Annotated in this window: 12 protein-coding genes and 3 tRNA genes; 9 read left to right on the forward strand and 6 right to left on the reverse strand. The window is 34.4% G+C overall.

Annotation, left to right across the window (positions count from 1 at the left end):
- Positions 1-452 precede the first annotated feature (452 nt).
- From AC4FQ5_RS09175 to AC4FQ5_RS09185, 3 genes are all read right to left on the reverse strand, one after another.
- Positions 453-526 (reverse strand) — tRNA-Arg (locus AC4FQ5_RS09175).
- A gap of 32 nt (positions 527-558) precedes the next feature.
- Positions 559-633 (reverse strand) — tRNA-Pro (locus tag AC4FQ5_RS09180).
- 15 nt (positions 634-648) lie between these two features.
- Positions 649-735 (reverse strand) — tRNA-Ser (locus AC4FQ5_RS09185).
- Between the two features lie 136 nt (positions 736-871).
- Between AC4FQ5_RS09185 and AC4FQ5_RS09190 the strand changes: the two genes are divergently transcribed.
- The 4 genes from AC4FQ5_RS09190 (at position 872) to AC4FQ5_RS09205 (ending at position 5,524) form a co-directional block, all read left to right on the forward strand.
- Entirely contained in the window at positions 872-1,897 is a 1,026-nt protein-coding gene (locus AC4FQ5_RS09190) for an N-acetylmuramoyl-L-alanine amidase (protein ID WP_491142662.1), read from the forward strand.
- A 71-nt stretch (positions 1,898-1,968) separates the two neighbouring features.
- Positions 1,969-3,369 carry an aspartate ammonia-lyase gene (gene aspA, locus AC4FQ5_RS09195; protein ID WP_491142664.1) on the forward strand — a complete coding sequence of 467 codons (1,401 nt, stop codon included), beginning with the start codon at positions 1,969-1,971 and terminating at the stop codon, positions 3,367-3,369.
- Between the two features lie 51 nt (positions 3,370-3,420).
- Positions 3,421-4,275, forward strand: coding sequence for a glycosyltransferase family 2 protein (locus AC4FQ5_RS09200; protein ID WP_491142666.1), 855 nt, complete (start codon positions 3,421-3,423; stop codon positions 4,273-4,275).
- A gap of 202 nt (positions 4,276-4,477) precedes the next feature.
- Positions 4,478-5,524 carry a hypothetical protein gene (locus AC4FQ5_RS09205; protein WP_491142668.1) on the forward strand — a complete coding sequence of 349 codons (1,047 nt, stop codon included), beginning with the start codon at positions 4,478-4,480 and terminating at the stop codon, positions 5,522-5,524.
- On the opposite strand, the gene AC4FQ5_RS09210 is transcribed toward AC4FQ5_RS09205, so the two are convergent.
- The 3 genes from AC4FQ5_RS09210 to AC4FQ5_RS09220 all read right to left on the reverse strand — a co-directional run bounded on the left by AC4FQ5_RS09210 (position 5,517) and on the right by AC4FQ5_RS09220 (position 8,588).
- Positions 5,517-6,995: a lipopolysaccharide biosynthesis protein gene (locus AC4FQ5_RS09210; RefSeq protein ID WP_491142670.1), complete on the reverse strand. Its 1,479-nt coding sequence runs from the start codon at positions 6,993-6,995 to the stop codon at positions 5,517-5,519. The two genes, AC4FQ5_RS09205 and AC4FQ5_RS09210, sit on opposite strands and share 8 nt — an antisense overlap.
- A 6-nt stretch (positions 6,996-7,001) precedes the next feature.
- Entirely contained in the window at positions 7,002-7,796 is a 795-nt protein-coding gene (locus AC4FQ5_RS09215; RefSeq protein WP_491142671.1) for an FkbM family methyltransferase, read from the reverse strand.
- A 114-nt stretch (positions 7,797-7,910) separates the two neighbouring features.
- On the reverse strand, positions 7,911-8,588 hold the full coding sequence (locus AC4FQ5_RS09220) for a DUF2461 domain-containing protein (RefSeq protein WP_491142672.1): 678 nt from the start codon (positions 8,586-8,588) through the stop codon (positions 7,911-7,913).
- A 274-nt stretch (positions 8,589-8,862) separates the two neighbouring features.
- Between AC4FQ5_RS09220 and AC4FQ5_RS09225 the strand changes: the two genes are divergently transcribed.
- From AC4FQ5_RS09225 to AC4FQ5_RS09245, 5 genes are all read left to right on the forward strand, one after another.
- Positions 8,863-10,578 (forward strand): DEAD/DEAH box helicase, encoded by a 1,716-nt coding sequence (locus AC4FQ5_RS09225; RefSeq protein ID WP_491142674.1) that lies wholly within the window; start codon positions 8,863-8,865, stop codon positions 10,576-10,578.
- A gap of 324 nt (positions 10,579-10,902) precedes the next feature.
- Positions 10,903-11,541, forward strand: a complete 639-nt coding sequence (locus AC4FQ5_RS09230) for a DUF47 domain-containing protein (RefSeq protein ID WP_047442483.1) — start codon at positions 10,903-10,905, stop codon at positions 11,539-11,541.
- Between the two features lie 18 nt (positions 11,542-11,559).
- Positions 11,560-12,702 (forward strand): inorganic phosphate transporter, encoded by a 1,143-nt coding sequence (locus AC4FQ5_RS09235; protein WP_491142676.1) that lies wholly within the window; start codon positions 11,560-11,562, stop codon positions 12,700-12,702.
- Positions 12,703-13,301: 599 nt separating this feature from the next.
- A complete protein-coding gene (locus AC4FQ5_RS09240; protein WP_491142678.1) occupies positions 13,302-14,600 on the forward strand; it encodes a T9SS type A sorting domain-containing protein in 1,299 nt (432 codons plus the stop codon).
- A gap of 217 nt (positions 14,601-14,817) precedes the next feature.
- Positions 14,818-15,789, forward strand: coding sequence for a polyprenyl synthetase family protein (locus tag AC4FQ5_RS09245; RefSeq protein WP_267597533.1), 972 nt, complete (start codon positions 14,818-14,820; stop codon positions 15,787-15,789).
- The last annotated feature ends 68 nt before the right edge of the window (positions 15,790-15,857 follow it).

Below are 15,857 nucleotides of genomic sequence, written 5' to 3' on the forward strand. Positions count from 1 at the left end.
AATAATCATTGATTTACCTCATTTTAAGAATGAAAAAAAATTAAAATTTTAGTATTATTCATCATCTTCGTCTCTTTTATCATTTAATTTAAAAGTTGAAGAAAAATTGTCTGGAAGCTTTTCAAAATAAAAATAGAAAATATTCAAAATCTGGAGCATAGTTCTAATAAAAACTTCCGCAAAACGGAATTGAAAATATTGGTGAATGGCTACAAGCTGAATTGCTGAAAATGAATGTTGATCAATGTGATTTTAAAGTTAGAAAAGATTATTTTTTCTTTTTTCAAAATAAAAGTATTTGCGTTAAAAATCCTCAAAAATACATACGAATCAAGACAGAATATAATTTCTTTAAGTCTACATTCGAAATTATATGATATCAGAGATGGAATCAATAGATTGATAAGTCTAAAAAACAAAAAAACTCACAATTTTTATTGTGAGTTTTTTTGTGAGCGCGTCAGGATTCGAACCTGAGACCGTCTGCTTAGAAGGCAGATGCTCTATCCAGCTGAGCTACGCACCCATTGTGTAATTTTGAGAAAATCACCAAAACAGTCGGGGCGGCAGGATTCGAACCTGCGACCTCCTGGTCCCAAACCAGGCGCGATGACCGGACTACGCTACGCCCCGAATTAGTCTTTGCTGCGGAGAGTAAGGGATTCGAACCCTTGGTACCGTTTCCAGTACGCATGTTTAGCAAACATGTCCTTTCGGCCTCTCAGGCAACTCTCCTTTTATAACGTTTTTTGAATGATCGCTATTCCGTTATTGCGAGTGCAAATATAGAATACATTTCCTTATTTACCAAATAAATTTCACAAAAAAATTGTGTATTTTTGAGGGAATAATCGGTTAAAAATCTAAACTAATGCGTAAAACATTATATATCATCGGCTTAAGCACTCTTATTTTTTCGTGTACTTCGCAAAAAAATGTAAAGAAAAGTTCTTATAAGCCAAGAACAGCCACAACACAGGCAAAAACCGCAGTAAAGACTACCACTGCCGAAAAAAATAAACCGGAAATTACAACCGAACATGGAGTAGAATTTTTCAGAACAAATATTGCAGATATTGCCAAGAACGACAATACAGTAAGCTACGGATCTATCGTTTCAGCAAAGCCGGCAGGTTATAAAGTGGTGAAAACTCATTTTCCTGCAATTGCACAAAATTTCAGACAGAAATATCTGATTTTGCATTACACGGTTTTACCGGATGACAAATCTGTCGAAGTTCTTACGCAGCAATCTGTAAGTGCACATTATTTGGTGAACAATTTAGGTGATAACGAAATTTATCAGTTGGTTGATGAGAACAAGCGTTCATATCACGCCGGTGTAAGTGCATGGCGCACCGATAAAAACCTCAATGACACTTCGATCGGAATCGAAATCGTCAATTTGGGATATAAAGCTGATGCTGCAGGAATAAAAACTTTTGAACCATTCAGTGATCAGCAGATCAAAAAGGTAGCTGCATTGGCAAAAGATATCGTGACGAGATACAATATTCCTGCAACCAATGTTTTGGCGCATTCGGATATTGCTCCGACAAGGAAACAGGATCCGGGACCGCTTTTCCCATGGAAAAAATTATACGACGAATATCAGATCGGAATGTGGTATGACGAAATGGCAAAACAAAATTTTCTGACTCTGGCGCAAACCGATATTGAGACAAAATACAATGAGCCATCTTTTATTTTCGTAGTTCAGACAGCTTTACAGAAATTTGGCTATGATATTCTTCCTAACGGACAATGGGATGATGTAACGAAAAAAACAATTGAGGCATTACAATATCACTTCAGACCTCAGAATTACAGCGGAGTTTTAGATGCTGAAACCTGGGCGATTTTGCAGGCTTTAAATCAAAAATATCCAACAAAATAAAATTTTAAACGCATCTTTTAACGGTGCGTTTTTTATCATTTAAATAAATTAAACTGTTAAAAAATATTTTAATGGAAAATTTCAGACAGGAAAGCGATTTATTAGGCGTACTTAATGTCCCTTTAAATGCCTATTACGGAGTTCAGACGCAGAGAGCTATTGATAATTTCAAAATTTCAGGTCAGCTTCTTTCATCTTATTCCGAATTTATAAAAGGTCTGGCTTTCGTCAAAAAAGCGGCTGCAAAAACCAATTACGAGTTAGGTTTACTTGATCAGGATTTATATTTCAAAATTGCTGAAACCTGCGATGAATTGATCGGAGGGTTATTTCATAGCGAATTTCCTGTTGACATGATTCAGGGTGGAGCAGGAACTTCTATTAATATGAATGCCAATGAAGTAATTGCCAATCGGGTTTTAGAAAAATTAGGAAAAAATAAAGGTGAATACGAATTTTGTTCACCCAACGATCATGTTAACCTTTCTCAATCCACCAACGATGCTTATCCTACAGCAATCAAAATGGGATTGTTGCAGATGAATGAAACTTTGGTTGAAAAGCTGAAGAAAATTGTTGAAGCTTTCCGTGCAAAAGGACAAGAGTTTCAGGATGTGATCAAAATGGGACGAACTCAGCTTCAGGATGCCGTTCCGATGACAATGGGACAGGAGTTTGAAGCTTTTGCAGCAACTTTGGAAGAAGATATTTCTAAATTAAATAACAACGCCAATCTGTTTGTTGAAGTCAATATGGGAGCAACGGCAATCGGAACGGGAATTAACGCTCCGATTGGTTATGCAACGCTTTGTGCTAAAAATCTAGCCGAAATCACGGGTTATCCTGTCGTTTCGGCTCCTGATTTGGTTGAAGCAACTCCGGATACCGGTTCTTATGTGATTTATTCATCAGCAATGAAACGTCTTGCTTTAAAATTGTCAAAAATCTGTAACGATTTGAGATTATTATCTTCCGGACCGAGAGCGGGGTTGTCTGAAATCAATTTACCTCCGATGCAGCCTGGTTCGTCTATCATGCCCGGAAAAGTAAATCCTGTTATTCCGGAAGTTGTCAATCAGGTTTGTTTTAAAGTAATTGGGAATGACTTAACTGTAACTTTTGCCGCAGAAGCCGGACAATTACAGTTGAATGTAATGGAACCTGTTCTTTCTCATGCGATCATGGAAAACATTCATTTTCTTTGCAACGCACTCGACACGCTTCGTACAAAATGCGTCGTAGGAATTACTGCCAACAAAGAAGTATGTCTCAATATGGTCAAACACAGCATCGGAATTGTGACCGCTTTGAACCCTTATATCGGATACAAACAGTCGACTCAGATTGCAAAAGAAGCTTTAGAAACAGGAAAAAGTGTTTACAATTTGGTTCTTGAAAAAAATCTGCTTTCACAGGAAAGATTAGACGAAATTCTTGATCCGAGAAATATGTTAAAGCCTCACTATAAATAATTTATAAATTTTTATTGTCAAAACATCGAAGTCAACAACCAAAAAATATCTGTGAAATTTTTAATCATCATTCCCGCACATAACGAAGAAAATAATCTTCCATTTACCTTAGATTCTTTACAGCAGCAGAGTTTTAAAGATTTTAAAGTAGTAATCGTGAACGACGGTTCTACAGATCAAACATCTGAAGTCATCAGAAAATATACGGTTACAGATTCACGTTTTCAAACAACTGATCTCGAAAAGTCTGCTCATCAACCGGGTTCTAAAGTTGTCAGTGCTTTTAAAAATGGATTAAAAACTCAGAATATAAATGATTTTGATGTCATCTGTAAATTTGATGCTGATATTATTTTAAACGAAAATTATCTATCCGAAATCGATAAAGCTTTTACAGAAAACCCAAAATATGGATTAGTTGGAGGTTTATTGTATGTTGAAAAAAACGGAGATTGGGTTTATGAAGGTAATTCTAATAAACATCATGTTCGTGGTCCTATGAAAGCCTACAGAAGAGAATGTTTTGAAGCGATTGGAGGTTTGAGGGAAACTTTAGGATGGGATAATATCGATTCTGTTTTACTTAAAAATTTGGGTTGGGACGAGATTGTTTTATCTGAACTGCATGTGAAATTAATCAAAGTAAAAGGTGCTGATTATACCATAAAACCGGCAGATTATTACGGCAGATATTTTTATTTTTTGGGATTAAATAGGTTTCTCACTTATGTTGCAGCCGCAAAAGAAGCAATGAAAATCAAATCAGTTTCTTTCTTTTTCAGTATTATAAAATCGTACGAAAGCTGTCGTTCAAAAAAATTAGAGTTGAAAATTTCCAAAACGGAACAAAAAATAATCAACAATCAACGTTGGAAAGCTTTGAAAAATAAATGGCTGAAAATCTAATGTTTTGTTATTTTAATATTCAAAAGAGATAAGGTTTGTCATTCCGGAGGAATCTAAACATAATTTGTATATTAAAAGTTCTCAAGAAAATATGAATTTTAAATTAATGAATTTTTAAATATAAATTTGAACCTCAGTTGTTTAGATTCCTCCGGAATGACAAGGATGATTATTAAATTATTTGACAAAGTATGTAAACTTAATGAAAAAAATAGCCTATATCGAAATCGATACCCACGCAGAAATTGCTCAGGATTTCATAGATTTAATGCATGATTCCAAAGAGTTTTCTGTGGATTATTATTTTTCAGAAAAGATTAAAAATCAGATCAGGGAAGATTCTCAATTTAGTCATGTATCAGATTCTTCAATGATTTTGGATCAGTTGTCTGCCAAGAATTATGATTTGGTGATTATTGGAACCGTCCATCGTTATTTCAATACTTTTTTTACGATCAGTCAAAGATTCAATACTTCGGTGATTGTTCATAATCTGAATTTTTCTCAAATTTCAAAATCAGATTTAATTAAAAATATTTTTAAAAATGATCTTATTTTCAGATTGAAACTGTGGTGGAAAGAAGGATTGTTTTATACCAAAAAAACATACGGAAAAGCCAAAAATCTTTTGGTTCTTGATAAAGAATTATCGTCTGAAAAATATCTTTTTTTGCCGCTTTTTTATACTAAATCTTTTGAGCAAATAAGTAATAAAGATTTGATAATAGTTATTCCGGGAGGTGTTTCTCAGAAGAGAAGAGATTATCAGAAAGTTTTTACAATCATTCAAAATTTAAAGACTGAAGAAGATTTTACCTTTGTTTTTTTAGGAAAGGCTAAAGGGGAGGAATTAAAGAATGTTGAAAGTCTAAGGGAAACTCTTTCCGGAAATATTAAAATTATTTATTTTTCAGAAAGAGTTTCTTCCGATATTTTCGATGAGTGGATGCAGAAAGCCAATGTTTTGTGGTGTCCGATTCAGGATAAAGCCGAATTTTTCAGCCAAAAAGAAATCTACGGAAAAACTAAAATGACGGGTAATTTGGGCGATGCAATCAAATACGGCAAACCTGCTGTTTTCCCTGGTAATTATTCTTCAGAGCTTGATTTTATCATTCCTGAAGAAGAAAATGTGATTGCACAATTTTTAAAACTGAAAAATTTTCAGTACGATTTTCAAAAAGATTTCAGCAGAGAGAAAATTCAGAAAGATGCAGAGTTGCTTCTGGATCGATTGATTTCTATTTAAATTTCAAAACACTTTTAATGAATTTCATATTCAGGTATTGCTCTACCGGGAAAATCTTTGTGAAATGATTTCCAATAAAAATTAAGATCAGAACGACAGCAGGTTTGTACACCAAGTTGATGAATTGATTGTCGAAATTTGGTAAAACAATCGCAACCGTAATCGCCAAAGTACAGATAATCGAAACAAAGATCATCTCAATACTCAAAGGAGAAACTTTAAACATCACGTAATTAAAAATGATTTTAATGACATTGTAAGTTGTTAGGGAAATTGCTGTAGACAAAGCGATTCCCATCAATTTGAGTTCGGTATGATTGATAAAATATAGGTTTAGACTGATCGTTAATCCTGCCAGTAAAAGCATGACCAAAATATTGAAACGGTAATACTTTGAAAGCGAAATAATATTGCCATTAAAGCCTGTTGCAAGATCAATCAGAACGGCAGAACCCCAAATCCAGATGACCGGAGTGTATTCCTGAAGCTGAAGACCGTTTTTAGGCATAAAATGTGTCAGGAAAGGAAATCCGACCATAATACAAGAGAATAAAACTGCTCCCAGAAAATATAGGGACAGCGATGTTTTTTTGTGAAATCTGTCGAGCTCTTCCATATCACCGTCTGCCAGATTTTTGCTGATGATCGGCGCAGAAATATTAAACAAACCAAGTTGCGGTATTGATATTAAAGAAATTAACGCATATAAAACCGAGTAAATTCCGTTTTCTTCCATTCCTAAAAATTCACCGATCATGAAGCTGTTAATGGCCAGATAATTCCCGAAAGTTCCTAAGAAACCAAAAAAACTATAACTGGAAAACTCTTTCCAGAATTGATCTTTTTTAAAATAATCTGTACTGAAATCAAAATTGATTTTCTCTAATCGGTTGGTGTAATAAATGTATCCTGTAAGCATTAAAGCAAACATTCCGAAGAAGAATGCATAGGCAATCTGTTGGGATAATGCAAAGTAAAAAACCAGACAAAACGCACCGAGATTGGCAATTTTTGGAAATAAATTATCAAAAATATTTGAGACAACGATTCGTTTGTAGTTAGATGTGTATTTATTGAAAATTGCACAAAATGAGAGCAGTAAAATCATTGGAAGAATAACTTCTTTGATTTTCCAGGCTTCTGTATTTTTAAAATTGGGATAAATGTATGGAATGATGAAAAATACAATCGAAAAGATGCAGAAATTCACCAAAATCGCTACAAGAGAAAGAGAAAGCATATTTTGTTTTTTGCCGTCTTTTTCTACTTTGTGAAAAAACTTCACGTTAGAATAAGAAATTCCGAGAACGACAAAAGGAACCAGCATTTCTGCAGTGGGTAAAATGTATCTCAGTTTTCCGTAAAATTCAAAATCATTCGGAAAAATGAAAATTGCCGATACAGTTCCGATTAAAAAACCGAGATATCCAATAACAGAATATTTAAAACCTTGTCTTGCAACTACACTCATAAGATTTTAAAGGTTTTTTGGGATGAAGATAATATTGTTGATGTAGTCTGTTTTATTTTTTTCGTCTGCTGTATTTTTGATAAGAATTTCTTCGGTCAGTTTTTCGAGCTCAAAATTGTTTCTGTTCAGGTATTTGGCTTCAAAACCCCAGCTTTCCACTTCTGAAATTTCGTTCCAGATCGGCTGTTCGTGGTGTCTTTGTTCCATTTCAACCATCAAAGTCGGCTTAAATTTTTGTATGGTGTTTTTTCCGCCAAAAAGAGTTTTCATTTCATTTCCTTCAACATCTATTTTGATGAAATCGATTGTCCGGATGTTTTGAGATTGCGTCCAGTCATCCAGTTTTACCACTTCTACAGTTTCGGTGTAAGAATTTTCTTCGTCTTTTTCTTTGTACGAAGTATTGAGTGTTCCTCTAGAAGCAACTATTTTTCCTTTGATGATGGGAACTTTAAATTGTGCAATTGTATTTTCGTCGGAAAGTGCAATAGATGAAATATTCATTGACGGAAAAAGCCTTTTCAGTCTGATGTTGAGTTTTTTATTGGGCTCAAACGCATAAATGTTTTGATGATTCAGCTTGTTTTCAAACTGATAGAGAAAAGTTCCGACATTGGCACCGATGTCAAAAATTACGGCATCATTTTGTAAATATTCTTTAATCCAAACCAATTCAGGCTCTACATTACGCTTAGAAAAATTTTCTTTACTGAGATTCTTTAAACTTTTAAAATATCTCTGTTTATAAAAACCCGGACTGATATATTGTAGGTTTTCTGCGAGTTGCTGGTATAAAGACATTGCTTTCTTTTTTATGACGACCGACAAAGGTAATGAAAAATGTTAAAATGATGTTAATTTAATTTAATTGTAAAGTATTGTTTATTAATGAATTATGATATTTGTCGGAGTGAATTACTCGGAAGTATTTGAAAAAGGTGCATTTAAAAAATCATTCAGCGGTTTTGCAGAATTCATAATAGCAGTAAGATTTTCTGCTGCATTTTTATCCATCACATCTTTGTTGGTCAGATGATGTACTCCGATAAAACTTTTGAGTTTCAGATATTCTGCCATCGGATCTTCTTTTTCAAAACCTTGCGGAATTTTTTTTAATTCATGTTCACGATCTAGTTCTCCATAATATTTTTTGAAATCTTTATGATCTATTGCTTTTAAAAAGTCGTCTTTGAAAACCGATATTTCTTTCCTGATTTCTTTTAAAACAGGAGCTTCAGGCAAATAAATTCCGCTTGCGATGAAAGATTTTCCAGGCTCAATGTGAAGATAATGACCGGATTTTTCATTGCTTTTTCCCATTCCCAATGATGCTCCGAAATAGGTTTTGTACGGAGTTTTATCTTTAGAAAAACGGATGTCTCTGTAAATTCGGAGGAGAGATTTTTTAGCATTCAGCTTTGCGATCTTTTCATCAGATTTCCCAACACGAATGATAAGTTCTTCTACGAAATTTTCAAACTCACTTTGCGCTTCCGTGAAAAGGTTTTTATGATCGTTAAACCATTCTCGGTTATTATTTTCATTCAGCTTTTTAAGGTAGTCGAATATATTTTTTGAAAGTGTGACAGCCATTTTGTTTATTTTTACTCAAAATTAAATAAAAGAAATCAGACTGTGGATGAAAGATGTATTTAGTAATTCATAAATATGAACAGAGAATTCAAATAAATTGATAGTTTGGAAGAAGTTTGAGAATTTTTTAAATTTAAAATAATTTTTTTGTCCTTTTTTTGAATAAATTTAAAAAAAGTTAGAGTTTTCCAAAATAAATTTATAGATTCGTTAATATTAGATAAAGCATTATCCAATAATTAGTTGTATCTTTGCAAAAATTTTATATTAATTAATGAATTTATTTACGGAGACCAATTTAAGTCCTGATATCCTTAAGGCCATTGGCGAACTGGGTTACGAAAGCCCGACAGAAATCCAAAAACAGACTATCCCTTTTATTCAATCAGATATTCGCGATCTAATCGCACTTGCGCAGACAGGGACAGGCAAAACAGCAGCGTTTTCGCTTCCGATTTTGGACATGATTGACGATACGAGTCGCAAAATCCAATTTTTGGTGCTTTGCCCGACACGAGAACTATGTCTACAGATTTCAAAAGACATTAACAACTATTCGAAGTACATGAAAAACATCAAAACTACAGCAGTTTATGGTGGAAGCAGTATTACGGATCAAATGCGTTCTTTGAGAGATAAACCACAAATTATTGTGGGAACTCCGGGAAGGGTGATCGACTTGATCAACAGAAAAGCTCTTGACTTCTCTGAAATCCACTGGTTGGTTTTGGATGAAGCAGATGAGATGCTATCTATGGGTTTCAAAGATGAATTGGAAACAATTTTGAGTGAAACTCCTGAAACAAAACAAACTTTCTTGTTCTCGGCAACGATGAGTAAAGAGGTTGAAAGAATTTCTAAAAGTTACCTTACAAAACCTCACCGTATTTCTGTAGGTTCTATTAACGAAGTTAAGAAGAACATCAAGCATGAATACTATGTTGTTGGGTACCGTTATAAAAAAGAAGCTCTGAAAAGATTAATTGATGCAAACCCGAATCAGTATTCTATTATTTTCTGCAGAACAAGAATGGAGACTCAGGAGGTTGCAGACTTTTTAATGCAAAACGGTTATGCAGCAGATGCTCTTCATGGTGATCTTTCTCAGGCGCAGAGAGATACGGTAATGAAGAAATTCAGATTAAAAAATATTGATATTCTAGTTGCTACTGATGTGGCTGCGAGAGGTTTAGATGTGGATTCACTGACACACGTTGTCCATTTTTCTTTACCTGATGATCCTGAAGTTTTCGTTCACAGAAGCGGAAGAACAGGTAGAGCAGGAAAAGACGGGATCTCTATGTCTTTGATCAAGCCTGAAGAAAGCAGAAAGCTGAAGCAGATAAAATCGACTACAAAAATTGATATTGTAGAAAAGAAAATTCCTACAGGAGACGAAGTGATATCGGCTCAGGTAACCGGCGTTTTTGAAAAATTAATGACTGAACACGAGAATATCTTTGATTTTGATCAAAGTCTTGTTCCGGACCTGAGTAATTTCACGAAAGAAGAATTGGTTGTACAGTTGCTACAGTTCCAGCTAAAAGACCTTGCTTTGTACTACAAAGACAAACAAGATCTTATGGATCAGAAGTTCAACAACAGAGATGATGATAGAGGTGGAAGAGACAGAGACAGCAGAGGAGGAAGAGACCGCGACAGAGGAAGAGATCGTGACAGAGGAGATCGTAGCGACAGAGGAGAAAGAAGAGGAGATCGTGGTGGTAAGCCAAGACAGAGAGATGAGAATATGACCAGATTTTTCTTCAATCTTGGTAAAAAAGATCAGTTGAAAAAACTAGATGTACTGGAGATCATCAATAAAGCTACTTCAAGCAAAGGAAGCAAAAGAGCAGAGATCGGAAACATTGAAATTCTTGAGAAATTCTCATTCTTTGAAGTTGAAAAATCTTATGGCAACGAGCTTTTAGGAAATATTCAATCTATGAAATTTAAAGGAAAAGATATGAGAGCTGAAGAAGCGAACTAATCTTAGACTTACAAATATAATTTGAGCCGGCAGTTTTGTCGGCTTTTTTTGTTTGAAATATCATTTAATCATAGCTTTAAAAGCTTTGTTTTTTTGGTGATTGGAATTAAGATTTATGATTAGCAGGAAGTAATAAGTAGAATGAAAGTTGTGCTTTTTTAGGCTAAGTTGTTGAATGTTAATTAAATATATAATACTGATTATCGTTCGTTTTTGGCATGAACAAATATTAATTCAATATTAACAAAAATTAATGCTGGATGCTTTTTGTTAAGGTGCTTTTTTAGGAAATTTGCACACGAATAAATTAAATACAATTTACAAATGGCAATTGGTAATATTTTCCACGCATTTCAGCCAAAAGATAAAATTTTCTTTGTGCTTTTCGAAAAAGTAACAGAGAATTTAGTTGCAATGTCAAACGATTTCAACCACGGAGTAAAAGATTTTGATCTGAACGATGACGGAATGTTGAAACTGATGAGCGACTATGAGCACAAAAATGACGAGCTTACTCATGAGATCTTTATTGAACTGGGGAAAAACTTCATCACACCGTTCGACCGTGAAGATATTCACACACTGGCAACAGGTTTAGATGATATTGCAGATTATATCTACGCTTCTACAAAATATATTTTCCTATACAAATCTCCGATGATGAAGGCTTATGCAGATTTTTCATTGCTGATTCACAAGGCTTGTCTTGAGATTCAGAATGCAATGAAAAACCTTAAAGGCTTTAAAAACATGGAGCAGGTAAAAGAAGCTTGTATCAAAGTAAATTCTATTGAGAATATTGCTGATGATCTTCTTTCAAACTCTATGGTAGAGCTTTTCGAAACCAATGATGCCATCAATATCATCAAAATATCATCAGTTCTTAACTATCTAGAGATCGTAACCGACAAAGCAGAAGATGTTGCCAACACGATTGAGAACATTATGATCAAATACGCTTAAAACAATACATAACAAAAAATGGAGTTTCCTATTTTACTTACGGTTATTATTGCTTTAGCTTTAATCTTCGATTATATTAATGGTTTTCATGATGCTGCCAATTCTATAGCGACGATTGTTTCTACAAAAGTTTTAACGCCGTTTCAGGCTGTACTTTGGGCAGCACTCTGGAATTTTGCCGCCTTCTTTATCGCAGCGTACATCATTGGTGAGTTTAAAATCGGTAACACGATTGCTAAAACCGTCAACGAAAATTTTATTACGCTTGAAGTTATTTTCTCAGGGCTGATTGCTGCCATTGCATGGAACCTTTTGACATGGTGGTTCGGAATTCCTTCATCATCATCTCACACGCTGATTGGTGGTTTCTTAGGAGCAGCTTTAATGCACGCTTTCTTAATGGATTATCATGAGGTTGTAGCTACAACCCCGGATTTAGGGATGTTTGAAACTTTAAAACAGACTTTTTCTAAAGTAGCAAGTCAGGATGTTGTGAAGTTCAGCAAAGTAATTCCTATTTTCTTATTTATTTTCCTTGCTCCGATTATCGGGATGGTGATTTCGATTATCATTACTTTAATCATCGTTCACCTTTATAAAAAATCAAATCCGCATAAGGCCGATAAATCTTTCAAAAGATTACAGTTGGTATCTTCAGCATTATTTAGTCTTGGACACGGCTTGAATGACGCGCAAAAAGTAATGGGAATCATTGGAGCTGCATTGATCTATTATCATGTAAATATGCTTCAGGACCCTGTTTACCTAAATATTGAAACTGCTGAACGTTTTAATTATTTTGCAGAACATTATATGTGGGTCCCATTAGTTTCTTTCATCGCAATCGCTTTGGGAACCATGAGTGGAGGTTGGAAGATCATCAAAACAATGGGAACAAAAATTACAAAAGTAACTCCGTTGGAAGGGGTAAGTGCTGAAACTGCAGGTGCAATCACACTTTTCATTACCGATCACTTTGGTATTCCGGTTTCTACTACACATACAATTACCGGTTCAATTATCGGAGTTGGATTGACTAAAAGAGTTTCTGCAGTACGTTGGGGAATTACGGTAAGCTTACTTTGGGCTTGGGTTTTAACGATTCCTATTTCGGCTATTGTTGCAGCGTTGACTTATCTTGCCGTGACGTTTTTGACTTAAAATACAGATCAGAATTATTTCAAAAGATTGAAATCAATTATACAAATTTAACCGCAGATTTATATTTGCGGTTTTTTGTTTTACCGGGATTGAGTAATAGCTTGTTATTAATTCCTTAATAATTTTCTTCAATTTTTCTACCCTCTTTGTCATTCCGCAGGAATCTCGGCAAAGTTTTGAAATGTTTAATTTAAATTCCTGCGAACTGATAAACTTTGTTTTATTAGTTAGTTTTAGCTTTTTCTTATGATTATATAACTTGCTTTAGCGAGACAGACTAATACATTGCGGTCAAAAAGTTTATATACAGAGTTACTTATCTAATTAGTTTTTTAGAAATTTTTTTCAATCAGCTTATTTTGCATTGCTATATGAGTCATTTATTCTTGATTATAAATTAAACTTTTAAATAAATCTGCATCAGTATTATTATTACAGTTAAATTACTAATATATCCAACAGGAGAATTATCACTCGAAACAAAGGAAACATTTATAAATTTACTCAATTTTGAAAAAAGAATTTCTTAATTTCTCACATATATAAATTCTATAAATGACATAAATTATGCAATTTTGAGTGAATAAAATCCGATCACTATGAAAAAAGTTTACTTACTTTCAGCCTTCTTGTTTTTAAGCTGCCTGAATGCTCAGACCAATCTAAGGCTTCTCACAGGTTGGGGAACACGTCTTTATGACATCAATAATAATGGAAATGCTGTGCATTCCGGAGGTTATTATAGCTACAATACAAATACAAGTACAGCGATAGAACCAGTTGCTGATGCTACAAACCGACTGAATAACGCAGAAAATATAGCAGGAAGCATGCCTTTTACAGCGACAGATGGTTCTAATCTAAGCCAGGCTGCTTACCGTAAAAATGGAGTTTGGACAGCTATTGGTTATTTCCCTGGAGATGTGCCCGGAAACAGCTGGTTCGGAGATGCAAAAGGAATTTCAGCAAACAGTATCTATGTCACTGGACAAATGACATCAGGTAATGCAGGAAGCAGCTATCCTTATATTTATAATACACAAACTAATACACTCACCAAACTTACAGGTGATCTCCTTTATAATAATGGTCGTGGAGCAGATGTAAATGATAATGGCATCGTAGCTGGCTGGGTAGACAGGACGGATCTTTTCGGAGCCGGAACTTTCAGAGTACCTGCATATTTTGATACAGCTGGAGTTTTACATTATATTGATTTCAATACTCCGGAATATGGAGAAGCAGGTGATGTGAATAATGCAGGGCAGGTTGTTGGCTATAAAGGGAGTAAAGCTTTTATCTATAATATTAATACCAATGTGTACCAATCCTTTAATGCACCTGCAGGATATACCGATGCTGTATTTGTGTCAGTCTCAGAAAATGGTGTTGCTGTAGGATATTGCGGAATGATAGGGGATAGAGAAACCATTATTTATCATCCATCCTTAGGTACAAATCCCATTTTACTTACTGATCTTTTGATTTCTCAAAATATTCTGGTAACCACTTTTGACACAAAACTCGGCACCGGAATGGGCGTGTCTCCAGATGGTAAGTACATTTGTGGGTTTGACAATACTGTTCCTCCAATATTTGCAGCAGGATGGATTGTTAAACTAGACAATTCAATACTTTCTACAGTCAATGTAAAGGACAATACTTTTAAATTTAATATTTATCCAAATCCTGTACATGATATTCTTAATATTTCCAGCGAAAAAATAATAAAATCAGTATCTGTATATGATACAAACGGGAAAATAGTAATAAGAGATCAGCCGATCGATAAAATAAATGCTAAAATTGATGTATCTATGCTAAATACAGGGGTATATCTTGGAAGCGCAACTTTAAGTGATGGAAATATTAAAACTTTTAAGATCATTAAAAAATAGATTTGTCTGATCTGTATAAAAACGGTTTAGTGGCATTGTTAATAAACCGTTTTTATTATTTTAAAAACTGCCTCCTATAATGAGAGAAATAAAGTAGATAATTCAAAAGCAATATTAACGGCTTATATGATCACTGGTAAAATTTGTTCTTGCGAGCAAAGTTTTTTGTTTTACAACCCCTCAGAAAATCGTATTTTTGTTCAAATTAAAATCTTTTATGGAATTCTTAGACACCTACCAACAGATTGTTGCTGATGCCATTACTAAATACACGTTCAAAGATAAACCTGCAGAATTGTACGAACCGATGAATTACATTATTTCGCATGGCGGAAAGCGCCTTCGTCCGATCATGGTGTTGATGGCGTGTGATTTGTTCGGTGGTGATATGAAACAGGCAATAAAGCCTGCTTTGGCGATTGAGTTTTTCCATAATTTTACGCTGATTCATGATGATATTATGGATGAAGCACCTTTAAGAAGAAACAAGCCAACCATTCATACGTTACACGGAATCAACGTTGGGATTCTTTCCGGAGACGGACTGATGCTGAAAGCGTATAAGTTTTTTGAAGATCTTGAACCCGAAATTTTCAAAGCATGTATCAGAATTTTCACCCATACAGGTTTGCTTTTATGTGAAGGACAGCAATACGATATCAATTTTGAAACTCAGGAAAACGTGACTTTTGACGATTATATCAGGATGATTACCTATAAAACCGGAGTGTTGAGTGCCTCTTCTTTTGAGATCGGTGCGTTGATTGCAAAAGCTCAGTTTAAAGATGCAAAAGCTATCTTCAATTTTGGAAAACATATCGGAATCGCTTTCCAGATTATGGATGATTATTTGGACGTTTTCGGAGATCAGGCGCAGTTTGGTAAAAAACACGCAGGTGATATCTACGAAAATAAAAAGACCGTTCTTTATCTTTTAGCCAAAGAACACGGTACCGAAGAAGAGAAAAAAGAACTGGATTACTGGTATTCTAAAAAAACCGATAATATCGACAAAGTATATGGTGTTGAAAAGATTTTCAGAAGAACAAAAGTAGACGAAAAAGCTTTGCGTCTGATCGAAAAACATAACGAAATCGGTCAAAGTTATCTTTCAAAAATAGACATTGCAGAAGATAAGAAAAAGCCGTTTGCTGAGTTGGCAAATTACCTTTTGAGAAGAGAAAGTTAATTTTCAGGTTGCAGATAATAGGTTTTAGTTAGCACTTTACCTAAAACCTATTATCTGCAACCTCATAC

It is taken from the genome of Chryseobacterium sp. DT-167 (genome assembly GCF_058310155.1).